This is a genomic window from Mycolicibacterium sp. SMGY-1XX, assembly GCF_059132455.1.
In genome coordinates, this window is sequence record NZ_CP101139.1 from 178,450 (window position 1) to 195,593 (window position 17,144).

General features: G+C 67.8%; 13 protein-coding genes. 2 read left to right on the top strand and 11 right to left on the bottom strand.

Annotation, left to right across the window (positions count from 1 at the left end; genetic code table 11):
* Nucleotides 1–49 precede the first annotated feature (49 nt).
* The 9 genes from NL241_RS00815 to NL241_RS00855 form a co-directional block, all read right to left on the bottom strand.
* Nucleotides 50–772, bottom strand: coding sequence for a 5-oxoprolinase subunit PxpA (locus NL241_RS00815; RefSeq protein ID WP_494396507.1), 723 nt, complete (start codon nucleotides 770–772; stop codon nucleotides 50–52).
* Nucleotides 765–2,228, bottom strand: a complete 1,464-nt coding sequence (locus NL241_RS00820) for an amidase (RefSeq protein ID WP_494396508.1) — start codon at nucleotides 2,226–2,228, stop codon at nucleotides 765–767. The genes NL241_RS00815 and NL241_RS00820 overlap by 8 nt, the downstream gene beginning before the upstream one ends.
* Complete coding sequence (locus tag NL241_RS00825) at nucleotides 2,225–3,487, bottom strand: cytosine permease (RefSeq protein ID WP_494396509.1); 1,263 nt, start codon at nucleotides 3,485–3,487, stop codon at nucleotides 2,225–2,227. The genes NL241_RS00820 and NL241_RS00825 overlap by 4 nt, the downstream gene beginning before the upstream one ends.
* Nucleotides 3,484–4,143, bottom strand: coding sequence for a GntR family transcriptional regulator (locus tag NL241_RS00830; protein ID WP_494396510.1), 660 nt, complete (start codon nucleotides 4,141–4,143; stop codon nucleotides 3,484–3,486). Before NL241_RS00830 ends, NL241_RS00825 begins: the two co-directional genes overlap by 4 nt.
* A gap of 178 nt (nucleotides 4,144–4,321) precedes the next feature.
* A complete protein-coding gene (locus tag NL241_RS00835) occupies nucleotides 4,322–5,014 on the bottom strand; it encodes an SDR family oxidoreductase (RefSeq protein WP_487692232.1) in 693 nt (230 codons plus the stop codon).
* A gap of 50 nt (nucleotides 5,015–5,064) precedes the next feature.
* Nucleotides 5,065–5,901, bottom strand: a complete 837-nt coding sequence (locus NL241_RS00840) for an alpha/beta fold hydrolase (RefSeq protein ID WP_487692233.1) — start codon at nucleotides 5,899–5,901, stop codon at nucleotides 5,065–5,067.
* A gap of 25 nt (nucleotides 5,902–5,926) precedes the next feature.
* The gene (locus tag NL241_RS00845; RefSeq protein ID WP_487692234.1) at nucleotides 5,927–6,760 is read right to left on the bottom strand and encodes an alpha/beta fold hydrolase; all 834 of its coding nucleotides are present in this window, start codon (nucleotides 6,758–6,760) and stop codon (nucleotides 5,927–5,929) included.
* A gap of 22 nt (nucleotides 6,761–6,782) precedes the next feature.
* Nucleotides 6,783–7,637, bottom strand: a complete 855-nt coding sequence (locus NL241_RS00850; RefSeq protein WP_494396511.1) for an SDR family NAD(P)-dependent oxidoreductase — start codon at nucleotides 7,635–7,637, stop codon at nucleotides 6,783–6,785.
* On the bottom strand, nucleotides 7,634–8,881 hold the full coding sequence (locus NL241_RS00855) for an NADH:flavin oxidoreductase/NADH oxidase family protein (protein WP_494396512.1): 1,248 nt from the start codon (nucleotides 8,879–8,881) through the stop codon (nucleotides 7,634–7,636). The genes NL241_RS00850 and NL241_RS00855 overlap by 4 nt, the downstream gene beginning before the upstream one ends.
* 93 nt (nucleotides 8,882–8,974) lie before the next feature.
* Between NL241_RS00855 and NL241_RS00860 the strand changes: the two genes are divergently transcribed.
* Both NL241_RS00860 and NL241_RS00865 read left to right on the top strand, forming a co-directional pair.
* A complete protein-coding gene (locus NL241_RS00860) occupies nucleotides 8,975–9,559 on the top strand; it encodes a TetR/AcrR family transcriptional regulator (protein WP_494396513.1) in 585 nt (194 codons plus the stop codon).
* Entirely contained in the window at nucleotides 9,556–10,572 is a 1,017-nt protein-coding gene (locus NL241_RS00865) for an NADP-dependent oxidoreductase (protein ID WP_494396514.1), read from the top strand. Before NL241_RS00860 ends, NL241_RS00865 begins: the two co-directional genes overlap by 4 nt.
* Before the next feature lie 23 nt (nucleotides 10,573–10,595).
* On the opposite strand, the gene NL241_RS00870 is transcribed toward NL241_RS00865, so the two are convergent.
* Together NL241_RS00870 and NL241_RS00875 are read right to left on the bottom strand one after the other, a co-directional pair.
* A complete protein-coding gene (locus NL241_RS00870; RefSeq protein WP_494396515.1) occupies nucleotides 10,596–13,799 on the bottom strand; it encodes an arabinosyltransferase domain-containing protein in 3,204 nt (1,067 codons plus the stop codon).
* Nucleotides 13,796–17,104, bottom strand: coding sequence for an arabinosyltransferase domain-containing protein (locus NL241_RS00875; RefSeq protein ID WP_494396516.1), 3,309 nt, complete (start codon nucleotides 17,102–17,104; stop codon nucleotides 13,796–13,798). Before NL241_RS00875 ends, NL241_RS00870 begins: the two co-directional genes overlap by 4 nt.
* Nucleotides 17,105–17,144 lie beyond the last annotated feature (40 nt).

The following is a 17,144-nucleotide window of genomic DNA, read 5'->3' on the forward strand; positions in this document are numbered from 1 at the left end:
CGTTCGCTGCCCCACGATTCACCGGCAGTGCCTCAGTAGGAGGTCGACACTACGGTGCGGCCACCGCGACCCCGGCCGTCGACAGCATGTCGCGTACGGCCGACAGCATGGCCACCGCACCCGGGGTGTCGGTGTGGACACACACCGTGCCGATTTCGGTGTCGTCGAGCACCGCACGTACGCGGGCCGCGGCATCATCCGGCGAACCGATCTGCTCAAGGGTCCAGCCGAACATCACCACCTGCCCGTCGGTGTAGGGCCGATCGGCGAAGAACTCGCCCACCACCGGAAGCCCGTAGCTGCCGGCCGCTTTCGCCAGAGCGGACCCGGGCAGGGCATACATCGCCACCCCGGGGGTGTGTTCGGACGCAGCCCGGGCGATCCCGTCGGCGATCTCCGGATCGCGCGAGGCCATCATGTACAGCGCGCCATGCGGTTTGATGTGATGCAGCGCCGCACCGCTGCGGCGCGCGAATGCGTTCAACGCGCCGATCTGGTGCAGGGAGTAGTCGTAGGCGTCGTCGCCGGAGATCTCGATTTCCCTGCGCCCGAAACCCAATCGGTCGGGCAGCCCCATGTGGGCACCGATGCGCACACCGTGGGAGACCGCCAGATCGACCGTCACGCGCATGGTCTTGGAGTCCCCGGCGTGGAACCCGCAGGCGACGTTGGCCGACGTGATCAGTCCCATCAGCTCGGTGTCCACCCCGAAGCGGTACCAGCCGTAGCTCTCACCCAGATCGGCATTGAGGTCCAGACGCCGCTCAGGCATGCGCGACTTCCGGTGCGCGACGGGGACTGGCCGCTTTCTCCCAGGTCGCGGCCAACCGCAGCAGCACCTCCTCCGAGAACGGCGTGCCCAGGACCTCGAGTCCGACCGGCAGCCCGTCGGGGGTGAAGCCCACCGGGATGCTGATGGCCGGCAGACCGGCTTGTGAGGCGATCACGGTGTTGGTCGGGAAGGTCAGCGCGGTGTACAGGCCGGCGGCCAGTTCGTCATGGGTGGGCGGGACCACCTGGACGGTCGGGTACACGATGACATCCAGGTCGCCGTCGGCGAACATGGTCAGGACGCGGCGCTGAAAGTGCTGCTGGTTGAGCCGAAGTCGCAGATTCTCGGGGTCGGAGTCGGGGTCGTCCGGGCCGGTGATGATGCCGTGGAACAGGTCGTTCTCCGGGTGGAAGGCGCCTTGGGAGTAGATCTGCTCGTACGACTGCACCGGGCCGTCGCGGCCGGCCAGAAACGCGGTGACGTCGGCCTTGGACTGTTTGACGTACACCGACGTCTCGGCGATGGCCTCGTCGAGGTCGGCGATCTCCAGCCCGGGCACCAGCTGGGCACCCAGGCCGGCGAGCTGGTCGATCGCCGCCCGCACCACGGCGTTGACGGGGGCGCTGCGCGGGTCGTCGTCGGCGCCGAAGCCGGATTCGAGGATGCCGACGCGCATCGGCAATGTCGCCTCCGGTGCGGCCACCGCCCCGGCATAGGGCCGACGCGGCGCCGTGGCGGCCACGGCGGTGAACGGATCCTTGGCGTCGTACCCCACCATGGCTTCCAGCAGCGAGGCCAGATCGGCGACGGTGCGTGCCATGGGCCCCGGGGTGTCCTGGAAGTGCACCAGCGGAGAGAAGCCGGCGCGGCTGATCAGGCCGGTCGTGACCCGCAACCCGAACAGGTTGTTGAACGACGCCGGGATGCGGATCGAACCGCCGGTGTCCTCACCGACGCCCACCAATCCGAGGTTGGCGGCCACTCCGGATCCGGTTCCGGCGCTGGAGCCACCCGAATCACGGTCCAGTGCATAGGCATTGGAGGTGTGCCCGGTGCGCGACGACGACGAGAACCAGCCGGCGGCGAAATCGCACATGGTGGTCTTGGCCAGGATCACCGCGCCGGCGGCACGCAGTCGTTGCACCACGGTGGCGTCCTGCTCGGGCAGGTAACCGGCGAACAGCTGGGAGCCGAAACTGGTGGGGATGCCTGCAGTTTCGGCCTGGTCCTTGACGAGCACGGGCACGCCGTGCAGCGGACCGGTGACGCCGTTGGCGGCGAAACGTTCGTCGGCCGCGGTGGCCTCGGCCAGTGCGTGGGGGTTGACCGAGACGACGGCGTTGAGCTGCGATTCGGCGATCCGGTCGAGGTACCACTGCGTGACGGCGACGGCGGTGATGGTGCCGGAACGAAATCCGTTGTGCAGGTCGGTGATGGTGAGTTCGTCGAAGCTCATCGCAGGGCTCCTTCGGTGACGGGTGCAGACGATGCGGTGTCGGTGGTGAGGCGGTTGAGCACGGCGATGGCCACTCCGGCGGTGATGAGGCCGACGACGACGGTGCTCAACTGGGGTGCCTGCTTGTCGACCAGCAGGGCGGCGCCGGACCCGATGGCCCACGCCAGGAACGGCTGCCACCGGAAGGCAGGGGTCGCGCCGGTGACGGTGCGCCGCGCCAGTAGCTGGTCGACGATGAGGATGGCGCCGATCGGCGGGACGATGATGCCGAGCAGGTTGAGCCAGTTGATGAAGAAGTCCCAGATCCCCGCTGTCGCAGCGATGATGCCGATGACGCCCAGGACCGCGGTGAGGATCCGCATCCGGCTGCCCAGGATGGTCGACCAGCCGACGGCGGCGTTGTAGAGGCAGTGGGTGCACACCGAGCCGAGGTTGATGAACAGAAACAGCACGGCGATCACGGCCAGCACGCCGCCGCCCTCGGCCAGGATGCTGAAGACATCACCGGAGCCGCCGGCCGCTGCGGCGATGAACCCGCCGATCACCATGGCGATACCGTTGCCGACCGGGAAGGCGGCGGCCGTCGCGATCCAGGCATCGCGCGGTGAGCGCGCCCACCGCGTGAAATCCGCTGTCATGGTGCCGGAGTCGGCGAACAGGGCGAACACCAGCGTCACTCCCACGCCGAGGGCCAGGCCCATCGACGGGTCACCGGCGTAGCCCAGGATGTCCACCGAGCTGTCGCCGGCGGCCCGCACGGCGGCGACGATCCCCAGGATCAGGAACAGCGGCACCGAGATCTGCCCGATCAGCGACAGCGCGCGGATGCCCAGCAGGGTGAACAGTGTGAACAACACCCCGGCGATCAGCACGATCACCGTCTTGTTCACCTCGAACGCGCCGGCCACACTCTCGCCCACCAGACCGGTCTGCACGGCGAACCAGCCGAGCACCAGGGTGGACAGCAGCCCGGAGCACACCACGTAGCCGGTGCGGCCGAAGGTCTCGCTGGCTTGCAGGGAGAAGTTCCGCCCGGTGCGGGCGGCCAGCATGCTCAGGGTGCCGACGTAGAGGAACAGCAACAGGTTGCCGAGCCCGATGGCGGCCATCCCGCCCCCGAAACCGAGTCCGTGCACCAGGGTGGCGCCGGTGACGGCCGCGGTGATGATCATCGGGAAACCGGCCCACACGCTGGCCACCGAGAACAGCGACCGGCGGGCGGCGGCCGGGACGGGAACGGATTCGTACTCGTCGTTCATGATTGGTCCTTCTGGGAGAGGGCGGCCGTGACGGTCCGCGAGGTGTAGTCGGAGTGTTCGGCGGTTTTGAGCAGCAGCGTGTAGGTGTCGCGGGCGGCGATGGCGTCGAGGATCTCCAGGTGCTGGCGGTGCGCCTCGGTGAAGTCTTCGACGGTGGAGGCGTAGATCGCCATGAAGGGCTCGACCTTGTCCCAGACCCGGCCGATCAGGTCCAGCAGGTCGGGACTGCGGGCGCAGTCGTAGAAGCGGCGGTGGAAATCCTGGTTGAGGGAACGCCATTCGTCGACGCCGATGTCGTCGCGGTCCATTTTGGCCAGGATGTCGCGCAGGTCGGCGACGTCGTCGTCGGTGACTTGGGCGATGGCCCATTCGCTGGCCAGGGTCTCGAGTTGCAGGCGGATGCGGAACACCTGGGTGACCTGCTCGGCGGACATGTTGCTGACCGTGATGACGCGGCGGCCGAAGACGACCAGTCCGTCGGATTCCAAGCGGCGCAATGCTTCTCGCACCGGCATGGTGCTGACCGAGAACGCGTCGGCCAGCGATCGGATGGAGATCTTGGTGCCCGGCGCGACGGTGCCCGCGGTGATGGCAGCGCGCAGCCGGCGGTAGACCTCGTCGCCCACCGTCGCCACCTGAATCGGATGAGGATGCACCGCGCTCCTTCAGCGTTCGTGATGTGTGATCACACCGAACGTTAGGAGCGGGGCGCGTTACGGCGCTGTTGGCCGGGTTTCGTTTGCGTTAAACGTGAGGGTGCTCAGCTCGGCCCACTGTTGTCGTCCCAGCCGGGCCGTCGCGGCCGATGAGATGTCGATCAACTGCCGGCGCGGATCAGCGATCGTGGATCAGTGTGCCGAGCTGGGCGCGGACCTGGCGGGTCATCTCGTCGGCGAGCACCTCCTCGGCGCCTGACTCCAGGCCGTCGAGTACCTGACGCACCACCTCCACCGGTGAGGATTTGGGGCTGTCGCCGGCGAAGGACGCCATGTCGGTGTCGACCAACCCCACGTAGACGCCCATCACCTGCACACCGCGGGACGCCAGTTCGAGGCGCATGGAATCGGTGGCGCTCCACAACGCGGCCTTCGTGACGCCGTAGCTGGCGCCGACCGGCCACCAGGCCAGCACCGAGGAGACGTTGACGATCGCGCCGTTGCGGTCGGCGATCCGGTCGGCGAACGCCGACGCCATCGCCAGCGGCCCGAACAGGTTGGTCTCCAACTCTTCTCGCAAGGCGGTGGTGTCGGCCGAGAGTACCGAGGCGCCGCGCAGGAGGCCGGCGTTGTTGATCAGCACCCCGACGTCGGGGGTTGCGTCGGATACCGCGGCGACGGATGCGGCGTCGGTGACGTCCAGGCGCAGTGGGACGACGCGGGCATCGGTGATGTTGATGGTCTCCGGATTGCGCGCGGTCGCGTACACCTTGGCCACGCCGCGCTCATCGAGCAGTTGGGTGATGTACTCGCGGCCCATACCGCGGTTGGCTCCGGTGACGAGGACGGTCTGGCCCTTGAGGTCGGTCACTTCAGGCTCCTGGTGGTGGTGTTGGTTGATGGACGGGACGAAAGAAGCAGTCACGCCAGGAAGGCAAGCGCTTCGGCGGTGAATTCCTGGTGGTACTGGAAGATTCCGCCGTGCCCGGAGTTGGGGTAGATGACGAGTGTGGATCCGGCGATTCGGCGGTGCATGTCCTCGGAGAGCACCGACGGCACCATGCGATCGTTGTCGCCGTTGACGATGAGGGTGGGCTGGCGGATGCTCGACAGGTCGGCGGGGGTGGCCCGCCCCCAGCGTTTGATGGCCTTCAGTTGGGTTCGGAAGGCCTTCACACTGATCTTTGCGTCCCTGTCGTGGGTGCGTTCCTCGAGACGTCGGACGAAAGCGCGGGCGGCTCGTTTGCCGATGTCGTCGCGGTTGAAGAAGAGGAACTCCTTGGGATCCTTGCCGGTCAGGGTGGCTCTCAGTGTGTCGAAATAGGTTGTGCCGGCTACCTTGTCGATTCCCTTGCCTCCTGCCGGACCGGTCCCGGCCAGGATGAGCTTGCGAACCAGTTCGGGGTGTTTGAGCACCAGTGCCTGGGCGACCATCCCGCCGAGGGAGAAGGACAGGATGTCGACGGCAGTGAAACCAAGCGCGGTGATGAAGGTGTAGGCGTCGTCGGCCATCGACTCGATGGTGTCGGGGACCGTGCCGGTGGAGGCTCCGACTCCGCGGTTGTCGACGGTGATGACGTGGTGTGTGCGGGCGATCGGGTCGATGACGCGCGGATCCCAGTTGTCGAGTGTGGCGGCGAGGTGGGTGAGGAAGACGACGGGGATGCCACCTTTGGGTCCAAGTTCCCGGTAGGCGTAGGTGACCCCGCCGGCGGTCACGGTGCGTGCCGGTGCGGCACTGTACGAAGTGGTGGTCACGGTGTCTCCTGGTGGGTGGGGATGCTCAGTTGGCGAGGAATTGCAGTGCTTCGGGCACGAACTCTTCGTGGTGTTGGAACACTCCGCCGTGTCCTGAGTTGGGATAGATCTTCAACTGGGCGTTGGGAAGTCGGCGTGCCATATCGGCGGAATGGGCGCTGTCGACCATGAGGTCGTGGTCGCCATTGGCGACGAAGACGGGTGCGGTGATGACCGAGAGATCGTCAGGCTTGCTCCGGCCGGCGTGCCGGATGGCCTTGACCTGGGCGACGCCGGCCTGGATGGAGATCTTCTTGTCCCGGTGGCGGCTGCGTTCCTCGAGTCGGCCGAAGTAGTCGGCTGCGGCTTTTTTGCCCTCGGGAGTACGGGGAAAGAACAGGAAGTTTCGGGGGTCGCTGCGAGTCAGTATTGCCTTGGCATACGCGCCGCCGACAATGGTGGCCATCTTGTCGATACCGCCGCCACCGCGAGGACCGGTGCCGGCCAGGATCATCCGACGGACGAGATCCGGTGCTTGTAGCGCCACCATCTGAGCGACACCGCCGCCGAGTGAGAACCCGAACAGATCAACCTTGTCGAGGCCCAGCGCGCGGATGAACGCGATGGCGTCGGTGCCCATCTGCTCGACGGTGGGTGGCACCGATCCGCCACTGCCCCCGACTCCGCGGTTGTCGAAGGCGATGACGCGGTGGTGGCCGGCGATGCCGTCGACCACGCGCGGGTCCCAGTCGTCGAGGACTGCGGTCAGATGGTGCAGGAACACCACCGGAACGTCTGAGCCGGTACCGAGTTCGCGGTAGGCGAACGGAACGCCGTCGACCTCGATGGTGCGATTCGGCGTGTCTTTCCAGGTGGTCATGTCGTGCCTCTCGTGCGTTCTGTCAGGGTGCGGTGTGTGTTCGGGCGTCGAGTTCGGCCAGTGCGGCCTGCGTGCGACGGTTGCGGACCAGGCGCGGATCCAGGGCCGGGGCGACGAGTCCACGCAGCACCGAGATGGGTATCCATCTGCCCGGTGCCATGACGCGCGGGGAACGGCGGCTGAGCCCGTCGGCGAGTGCCGTTGCGGCCGTCTCGGGTTGGAGGCGCTTGAGCAACGGCCGCGGCAGGGCCGCCAGGAGTTCATCGACGATCTGGTCCCCGTCCACACCGTGTCTGATCATGTCGGTGTTGATGAGGGAGAAGTAGGCGACCGTCGTCGACACGCCATACGCGGCGAGTTCGATGCGCAGCCCGCGGCCGAGTTGTTCGACGGCGGCCTTGCTCATCGCGTAGGGGATGGTTCCCATTCCGTTGAGGAACGCGAACACCGAACTGATGAGGACGAATTGGCCGTGGTGGGTGACGACCTGATCCATGGCGGCCTGGATCGTGTTGACGACGCCGGTGACGTTGACCGCGAGCACGGACTCGAGCGACGATGCCGGTGTGGTGCGCAGGGTGGCGGCGCGGGAAAGGATGCCGGCGTTGGCGATGGCGACGTCGATCCGCCCAAAGTGCTCGACGACGCCGGCGACGGCGTGGTCGAGTGTGGATCGCACCCGGACGTCCGCGACCGCTCCGAAAGCCGAGTGCGGCGACATGTGCGCGGCGATGCTTGGTGTGTCGGGGTCGACGTCGACGATGGCCACCTTGGCGCCCCGGCGGAGCAGTTCGCGGGCGGTGGCACTGCCGATTCCACCGGTCCCACCGGTGATGAGGACGACCTTGCCGGCCACGTCGTAGGACTGACGTGTCACCGGATGCCCCGCTTGGGACGCAAGGATGAGCGGCCGTTGCGCCGGAGCATGGCCACCGTCGTGGCCAGGCGACCTCGGTTGAGGTCCGGCTCGTGGCCCGCGCCAAGGCGGTGCAGCTGGTCGGTATTCCAGCTGATGTTGAGTACCCCGTCGAGTGCCTTGACGTCGACGAATCTGCCCAGCGCGCGGCGCATCCCGTAACGCAACTCCCGGGTCTGCAGCACTCCGATGCGGTCCGACAGGAGAGCTGCCGCGGCGTCGGGGGTCGTCACCGTCGGGCGGGCGAGTCCCACCACGTCGCAGTCACCGGCGCGCAGCGCGTCTGCGATGGCCGTGGCAGAGCGGAACCCGCCGGTCACGGCCAGCGGCACGTCGCCGGCCAGCTGCCGTACGGTGCGCGCGTAGTCGAGGAAGTACGCCTCGCGGTCGCGGGTGCTGGCGGCGGCCGAACCCGACATGGCCGGTGACTCATAGTTGCCGCCGCTGATCTCGATCAGGTCGAGGCCTTCTCCGGCCAGGGCCGCGACCACGTCGCGTGATTCCTCCTCGCTGAATCCGCCGCGCTGAAAGTCCGCGGAGTTGAGCTTCACGCTGAGTGCGAAGGCAGGTGATACCCGGGCGCGGATGCGACGGACGATCTCGAGGAGGAATCGCATCCGTCGTCGCGGGTCGCCGCCCCACTCGTCAGTGCGCAGGTTTGTCAGCGGTGACAGGAACTGCGTGACCAGGTAGCCGTGCGCGGCGTGGATCTGAACGCCGTCGAACCCGGCTGTCTCGCAGACCACGGCCGCCGTGACGAACCGCTCGATGATGTCCACGATCTCGGCCGAGGTCAGCTCGCGCGGCGTGGGTGAACCGGGCAGGCTCATCGGCACCGCGCTCGGGGCGACCGGAATGTGGCCCAGCGCCAGCGGGTTCGATTGCCGCCCTGGGTGATTGAGCTGAACCCAGATTGGCACACCGCCGTCGTGGGCGGACTTTGCCCACCGGCTGAGAGCCTCTGAGTCGCGGTCGTCCTCGATCACCACGTTGCCGGGTTCGCCCAGCTGGGTGCGGTCGACCATCACGTTGCCGGTGATCAGCAACCCGTATCCGCCTCGACTCCACGTGCGGTAGAGCCGCTCCAGGCGTGCATCCGGTGTGTGCGCAGCATCGGAGAGCGCTTCACTCATTGCGGCCTTCATCAGCCGGTTCGGGAGGACCTGCCCGCAGGGCAGCGGCAGTGGATCGTGCGGTGAAGGCATGGAGCGGTCCGTCCTCGAGAATTGGCGTACGACTGTAATATTATGACTGTAAGATAACTGTTATGGTTGGTCAAGCGAATCGGGAGGTCGACAGTGGCGAGGTACGACACAAAGCACAAAGCCCACACCCGGCAGCGGATCCTGGAGACCGCGGGCCGACGTCTGAAGCGCGACGGCATCGACGGCTCCGGTATCGCCGCGCTGATGACCGATGCGGGGCTGACCAATGGTGCGTTCTACGCCCACTTCGAGTCGAAGGACGACCTCGTCGCCCACGTGGTGGCCGAACAACTGGAAGCCCAGCGCGCCGTCCTCGCCGCGTTACCCCAGGGCAGGGCGGCCCTGGAGCAGTTCGTGCGCGGGTACCTGTCGCCGCAGCATCGCGACGACCCCAGCACTGGCTGCCCCAACGCTGCGCTGCTGGACGAGATCGGCCGGTGCGGTGACGCGGTCCGCGATGCCTACACCCAGGGGATGCAGTCCATCATCGATGTGATCGCGACCGCCCTGGCGCCAGAGGACCCGTCCGCCGCGCGCACCACCGCGCTGGGACTGATCACCACCCTGGTCGCCACCATGCAGATCGCACGGGCGGTCTCCGACCGTGACATGTCCGACGGCGTACTCCGGTCCGGAATCCTCAACGCGCAACTGCTCCTCGAAGGGGAGATCTCATGAAGGCATTCGTCGTGAACCGGTACGGCAAGGACGGGATCCGCGCCGCCGAGGTGCCCGAGCCCAAGGCCGGACGTCGAGATGTTCTCGTCAAAGTGGTTGCCGCGAGCATCAATCCGCTGGACAGCATGGTCCGCAACGGTGAGTTCAAACAACTCCTGAAGTACAAGCCGCCCTTCGTGCTCGGCCATGACGTTGCCGGTGTGGTCACCGAGATCGGTTCCGAGGTAACTGATTTCGCCGTCGGCGATGAAGTGTACGCACGTCCCCGTGACCTCCGCATCGGGACCTTCGCCGAGTACATCGCCATCGATCAGGACGACGTTGCGCTCAAGCCGACTGCCTTGTCGCTGCAGGAGGCGGCCGCGGTTCCTCTGGTTGCGCTGGCCGCCTGGCAGATCCTGGTCGATGTGGCGCACATCGAACCCGGGCAGAAAATCCTGATCCACGCCGGTGCCGGAGGACTGGGATCAACCGTCATCCAACTGGCCAAGCATCTCGGCGCACACGTGGCGACCACTGTCAGCGGTGCCAGAGCGCAACTGGTCCGCGACCTCGGAGCCGACGTCGTCATCGATTACCGCACGCAGGATTTCGCCGAGATCCTGTCCGGATACGACGTCGTGGTGGACTCCCTGGGCGGAGAAAATCTGGCGAAGTCGCTGACCGTGCTCAAGCCCGGAGGCGTGGTGATCGGTGTCGCCGGCCCGCCCGACGCCGGCTTCGCCCGACAACTCGGCGCACCGAAGCCGTTCGAATTCGTGCTGTCGCTCCTGAGCCTCAAGGTCCGCAGGGCAGCCAAGAAGCTGGGCGTGCGCTACGGGTTCTTCTTCATGCACGCCAGCGGTGCACAGCTCCGCAAGCTTGCCGAGTTGTACGACGCGGGACATCTACGGCCCGTCATCGACACCACCTTCGGCTTCGACCAGACTCTCGACGCCCTCGCCTACGTCGAGAGCGGTAAAGCCAAGGCCGGCAAGGTCATCGTCACACACTCAGCTGACAACCTCCGCTGACCCGCCATCTCCCAGCAGCGTGACTACGGGCCGATCCGGATGTGCCCCGGTGAGTACAGCCCGGAGTGGGTGGTGGTGCCGAAGTCCAAGGTGGCCACGTCCGCGTCGACGATGGTGTCGAACCGGCGCAGCGAACCCCAGTCCCGGCCCCAGTCCCGCGACAGGTAGGTCGACATCACCTGGGCCCGCAGCAGCAGATCGGTGATGCCCAGCAGGCCACCGTTCATCCCGTCTTCCCAGCTGTCGGTGTCGTTGCGCTTGGCGTTGTAGTCCGGGGTGATCCGGAACTTCGGCACCTCGGTCACGCCGTGCGCGTGCAGCATCGGCTGCTGGCACGGGAACGCCAGGCCCACCGCCCAGTCCATCAGCACCGGCTGCTCGGAGCCGACGTACTCCTGGATCGAGCGCAGCTCCGGCACCCGCGGCGGTGTCACGGCCACCCAGTCACCGGGGGTCAGCGACAGGTCCTCGGCGACGATCCGCACCGCGGTCGCGTCATCGGGGATCTCCGAGCGGTCGTAGCGCAGGTTGCGCCACGACGGGACGGGGCCCAGGTCGTAGGGCTCCACCCGGCCCGCGGGCACCGGCGCGCCGTCGGGACCCGTTGTGGCGTATTCCAATTCGACAGCCTGGCCCTCGGTGCGGCCGTTGAACAGGCTGTTTCCGGTGATGGTGCCGGCGGCCGTGACGACCACCAGGGGGTGCGCGTCGTCGCGGGGCGGCAGCTGATACCAGGCCGAGTTCAGGATGCTCTGTTGCTGGGCTCCCTGCGTGTAGGAGCCGGCCACCGGTACCCGTGCCGGATCCAGTCCGTAGGGCAGCGGCACCGTGGAGCCGTTGACACCGGGGGAGTCCAGCTCGCTCGGGGCATCCCAGTCATAGTCGGTGCCCGGCATCGGGAACGGCTGCCGAATGGTCTCGGCGACAATCCGATCGGGCACCCCGCCGGGGGAGAAGCCCACCGGGTCCACGCCGCCGAGCGGGCCCAATGCACCGTAGTCGCCGGGCAGCGGGGCCAGGAAACCGTCGTTGGAATCCGGTTCCACCAGCACGTCATCGGCCAGGCCGCAGCCGCCGGTGAACGCCCGCAGGTTCGACCAGGTGTTGGAGTAGGTGGGGTACTGCCGCACCACGCCGATCGCCATGGAGGCCACGAACACCACGACCATGAACCCGGACACCACCGGGATCGGGGCCTTGGTCACGGCCCGCGCGAACCGGCCGTTTCCACGGTCACGCGGCGCGAAGTGCAACCACAGCGCATACAGCGCGGCCGCCGCGAACAGCACGAAGAAGATCGTGCTGATCGTGAGGCCGCCGATCTTCGGCATCGAATTGTTGAACGGCACACCGTAACTGGAGACGTACCACCAGCCGTTGGTGGTGGCCCAGCACAGCGCCAGGATGAACAACACGGCCGCCAGGAACGCCATCCGGTTGCGGGCCCAGCGCACCACGGTCGGGGACACCAGCACCGTCGTCAGCGCCGCCATGGCCGCGCCCACCGCGGCGAACAGGCCCATGTGGTGCACCCACTTGGTGGGCGCGAACATCAGGAAGAAAACCGTGGCGAAGATGATGCCCATCAGCCGCCAGGCCGGGCCGCGGGCCACGCCGGGAACCCGCTTGCGCCGCAACATGATGAACATCGCGGCGAGCAGGCTCAACGCGGTGATCAGGAAGCCGAACCGGCGCGACAGTGAACCGTCGACGGTGGGCAGGATCATGTAGAAGTAGCGCAGGTTCTCGGTGTACCACTCCTGGCTGGGGCCGATCTCCGTGCGAATCCTGGTGGCTTCCAACACCGTCGCCAGGGTCTGGTCGGCGAACACCACCGGCAGGATCACGGTGCCCGCGGCCAGCAGCGGCAGCAGCAGTGGCCACGTGCCCACCAGCTGTCGGCGCTGGGCGATGATCCGCAGGATCGGGCGGCCGCCGGCCAGCAGTGCGGCCACGGCGATCAGGCCGGTGGGCTGGATACCGAGGGTGAACGCGGCGCTGATGATGGCCAGCGCGGCGGGCAGCAGTCGCCGCGAGGTGACGGCGCGTTCGATCAGGACGTAAGTGATCAGCGCGCCGGTGGCGATCTGCCCTTCGGGGCGCAGTCCGTTGTTGAACGGCATCCACGCCGCCAGCAGCACAAAACCGGCGGCCCACAGGGCGGGCCTGCTGGTTGCGACGGCGGGACCCAGACGCGGCAACACTTCCCGCGACAGCAGCAGCCAGCACACCAGGGCACACACCAGATCGGGCAGCCGCATCCAGATCGAAGCGGTGCTCACCTGGGTCATCAGCGCCAGCAGGTTGTAGTACCAGCCGAAGGGATCCTCGGGGCTGCCGAACCAGCGGAAATAGTTCGACATGTAGCCGGCGTGGTCGGCGACGCGGGCCATCTGCAGGATGTAGCCGTCGTCGGACGAGTTCGCCCCGCCCACGTACCAGACCAGGAACGCACCCACCACCGTGACGTCGACGGCGGTGAACGTGCGCCAGCGCGTCGGGATCAGCCGCTGCATCCGGTGGCCGTCGATGCGGTCCAGCCGCCACAACGCAAGCAGCGCAATGACGGTCGAGGCGACGGCCAGCAGGATCGAGACCAGCTTCAAGGTGGTGGGGGTGGTGGTGAAGCGGGTGTCGATGTCCGCCGACACCGACAGCCCGGGCGGCGCGGGCCCGGTCAGGTCGGTGAACATCCCGACGATCGCCGGGCGCAGGTTGGGGTCGGCAAAACCGGTGCGCTGCGGCTGCCCACGGTCGGGGCCGGTCACCTGATCGAGGCCGACGAACTCGGCGAACGTGCCGTCCTCGGAGGAGGTGATCTCGATGCGCTCGCAGGCGGGCGACTCGACACGTTCGCGGGAGACGCTGGCCACCACGACGTTTCGGTCGGTGACGTCGACGCGTTCGTCGGTGACGTTGACGAACAGACCGTTGAGCGCGGCCTGTTTGCCGTCGGCGGGGGCGGTGCCCAGCACCATCGCGCCGTCGGCGGGCAGGCCCCGGATAACCTCGCACGGCACCGTCGCCGTCATCGACACCGGCACCTGCGAGATCAACGGCGCCGTCACATTGGTCATCTGGCCGTTCTGTGGCCAGTTCAACGTCGCGGTCGTCTGCGTCACCGGCAGCAGCGGGGTGGCCACCGCGAACAGGAAGCCCAGCAGGCCGGCGATCATCGCGACCCAGCGGGCGGTCTTCACCTCGTCTCTCACCGCGGAGTCCCTCATGGCAGCGCCCGGATCGGTCCGGACCGGCTCCACCCGAACACCCGCTCGGAGCCCTGCTCGATCTCGGCCGTCGGCGACTCGTCGGCGGGCACCACCCGGTCGTAGCGCTCGATGGAGCCCCAGTCGCGGTACCAGTCGTCACGCAGATAGGTCGGGATGGTGGATGTGCGCAGCAGCGCCTGGATGAACAGGAAGGGGCCACCGTCCTGCGCACTGAGCCAGAGGTTCGACGATGCCTGCATCTGACTGAAGTTGGGCAGGATGCGGTACTCCGGTAGTTCGGCCACGCCCAGGTGTTCTGAGAACGGGCGCTGGCAGGGGAAGTTGGCGGCCACGGCCATGTCCATCAGCACCGGGGTCTCGTCGCCCAGGAAATCTTGAGCGGTTTCGAGCACCGGCACCCGGGGCGGGGTGAACGCGAACCATTGGTCTTCGCTGAGGTTGGGGTCGTCGGCGACGATGCGGACGACGTTGGCCTCGGCCGGCGCCCACGACAGCGGGAACCGCAGGTTGCGCCAGGCCCGCTGCATCGCGACGTCGATGGGTCCCACTTCGTCGAGTTCGGTGAACTGACCGTCGGGGCCGCGGATACCCCACTGCAGCTTGAGGTTCTGGCCATAGCTGAATTCGCCCTCTTCGTTGAAGCTCCAGATGGCGCCGGCCGCGGCAACGGTGACCAGGGGCCGGTCCTCGGTGCGGGGCGGCAGTTCGTACCAGACCGACGTGGCTTCGGCGGCCACGGTGTTCTCGTCGAAGCTGCCCATCACCGGCGTGGTGGCCGGGTCGAGGCCGAACGGCAGGAACACCGAGGATCCGTTGACACCTTCAGGGCCGTAGCCGCCGCCGGTGCCGGCCTGGTAGCCGGAGCCGACGTTCGGCTTGTTGGGCGAGCCGTCCGAGTTCGGGGTGCCCGGTTTGATGGAGGTCGGTTCGACGGGATCCAGTGAATCGCTGACGCCGTTGGGGTTGAAGCCCACCGGGTCCTCACCGCCGAGTGGCCCGTATTCGCCGAACTGCTGGCCGGGGACCGGGGTCAACATCCCAGCATTGGTGTCTTTCTCCACCAACACCGCATCCGCCAGGGCGCAGCTGCGGCCCGTCAACGCGGCCACGTTGGCCGAGGCGTTGGTGTAGGCCGGATAGCGCTGCGCGGCGCCCTTGAGCATCGAGCCCACCTCGAGGACCACCATGATGAGCGCGACGACCAGCAGTGGCGTCGACGCCAGCACCCGGTTGCGTTTGTTGTTCTTGACCTCGGTGTGCCCGGCGTAGTCCATGCGGAAGTGCAGCCACGCCGCCAGCAGTCCGCCGAGGATGGCCAGCACCAGGAACATCGACGTCACGGGCCGGCCGGCGATCACCGGGGGCCGGTCGAACCACGGCACGCCGTAGTTGCCGACGTCGAACCAGGAGTTCCAGCCCGACGTCGCCCACGCCAGCACGAACAGCAGGGCGGTGACGTACAGCGCCAGGTTGCGTCGGCTGTGCAGTCCCACCCGGGAGAACGCGAAGGCCGTCACCGCGCCCAGCGCACCGGTCAGGCCGGCGAAGACGCCGTACTGGATGGCCCATTTGGTGGGGGTGAAGGTCAGCAGCAGCAGGCCCACAAAGGTGGTGCCCAGCAGGCGCCACACCGGCCCGTTGGCCGCACCGGGGACTCCGCCGCGGCGCAACAGCACCGCCAGCACCCCGAACAGGCACAACATCAGCACGAAGAAGGCGAAGCGCCGGGTCAGGGAACCGTCGATGCTGTCCTCGACGGTCAGGAAGTACGGCCGCAGGAAGTCCTGGTACCAGGCGATGGTGGGGCCGACGACGTACTTGATGCGGGCCGACTCGGCGACGGTGGCCAGGGTCTGGTCGCGGAACACGACCACGAACAGCAGTGAGGCCGACGCCAGCAGCGGCGCCAGTTGCGGCAGGACCCCGTGGGTGGCGCGGCGGGCGGCGACGATGCGGGCGATGGCGCGGGCGCCGACCAGCAGCGGCGCGAGGACCACCAGACCCTGCGGGGCCAGGGTGACGGAGAAGACGGTGACCACGATCGCGATCGCGGCCGGCCACAGCCGTCGGGTGGCGATGCTGTTCTCGATCAGCATCCAGACCAGCACGGTGCCGAACGCGATCAGCGGTTCTGGGCGCAGTCCGTTGTTGAAGGCCAGCCAGCTCGCCAGGAACACCGCGGCACCGGTGAACACCGTGACCCGGTTGGCCGCCATCCGCCGGCCCAGCCGCGGGATCACCCACCGGCTCAGCACCAGCCAGGTACCGATGCCCGCCAGCAGTGCCGGCAGCCGCATCCAGATCCCGGCGGTGCTGATCGCGGCCAGGTGGCCGAGCACCGACTGGTACCAGTCGAACGGTGCCTCGGTGGCGCCGAAGTAGCGGTAGTAGTTGGCGGAGTATCCGGCTTCCGACGAGATCCGGGCGATGGTGAGGTTGTAGCCGTCGTCGTTGGAGACGGGGCCGATGATGTGCCACAGCAGCAACGTGCCGATGACGCCGATATCGGCGACCCAGGTGGCGATGCCCACGCGGAGGAAGCGCCAGCGGCCCGGCTCGCGGAAAAACGCCGCTCGCCGAACCCGGCGGATCCCACGCCGCCGGGCCTCTTGCTCGCGGAAAAACGCCGCTCGCCGAACCCGGCGGTCCAGCAGCGCGAGCGACACCACGGAGGCGATGACGCAGCCCACCCCCAGGATCATCGCGATCAGTTTCAGCGCGGTCGGGGAGGTGATGAACCGGGTGTCGATGTCGACGCGCGCCGACAGCCCTTCTTGCGGTGCCACCTCGAGATCGGTGAACAGCCCGGCCACCTGGGGGCGTTTCTCCGCGGGCTCGGCGCCGGTGGCGTCGGGGATGCCGACGAAGTCGGCGCCTACACCGCCGATGTTGGCCCAGACGTGGATGACGCTGCAGGCACCGGTCTCGACGGCTTGGCGCGGTGCGACGGCGGCCACGGTGTCCCGGACGACGACCACGACGGTCTCGGTGTTGGCGCGGACGAACAGGCCGTTGCGGCCGGCGTCGATACCGCCGGAGGGGACGGTGGACACCACGACGCCGCCGGCGGCGGGCAGGGTGGCCACGGCCAGGCAGGGGATCGAGATGTCCAGCGCTTGCGGGGCGCCCGACACCAGCGGCGCGGTGACGTCGGAGACGAAGCCGTCAGGCCCGAGACCCTGCGGCCACAGCACGGTGGCGGTGGTCTGTCTGACCGGCAACAGCGGCACGAGCGCGCACAGAACCAGCCCGGCGATACCCGCGATGACAGCGATGAGACGGGCTAAGCGGTGTGCGGGCACGAGGCTCGATGGTAGGCGACGTACTTGTGTGGTCGGCCCT

Bases quoted from the DNA above. Each gene is read 5' to 3' on its own strand.
- NL241_RS00825 (WP_494396509.1), bottom strand. From the start codon at position 3,487: ATGAACGACGAGTACGAATCCGTTCCCGTCCCGGCCGCCGCCCGCCGG.
- NL241_RS00845 (WP_487692234.1), bottom strand. From the start codon at position 6,760: ATGACCACCTGGAAAGACACGCCGAATCGCACCATCGAGGTCGACGGC.
- NL241_RS00815 (WP_494396507.1), bottom strand. From the start codon at position 772: ATGCCTGAGCGGCGTCTGGACCTCAATGCCGATCTGGGTGAGAGCTAC.
- NL241_RS00820 (WP_494396508.1), bottom strand. From the start codon at position 2,228: ATGAGCTTCGACGAACTCACCATCACCGACCTGCACAACGGATTTCGT.
- NL241_RS00855 (WP_494396512.1), bottom strand. From the start codon at position 8,881: ATGCCTTCACCGCACGATCCACTGCCGCTGCCCTGCGGGCAGGTCCTC.
- NL241_RS00870 (WP_494396515.1), bottom strand. From the start codon at position 13,799: ATGAGGGACTCCGCGGTGAGAGACGAGGTGAAGACCGCCCGCTGGGTC.
- NL241_RS00865 (WP_494396514.1), top strand. From the start codon at position 9,556: ATGAAGGCATTCGTCGTGAACCGGTACGGCAAGGACGGGATCCGCGCC.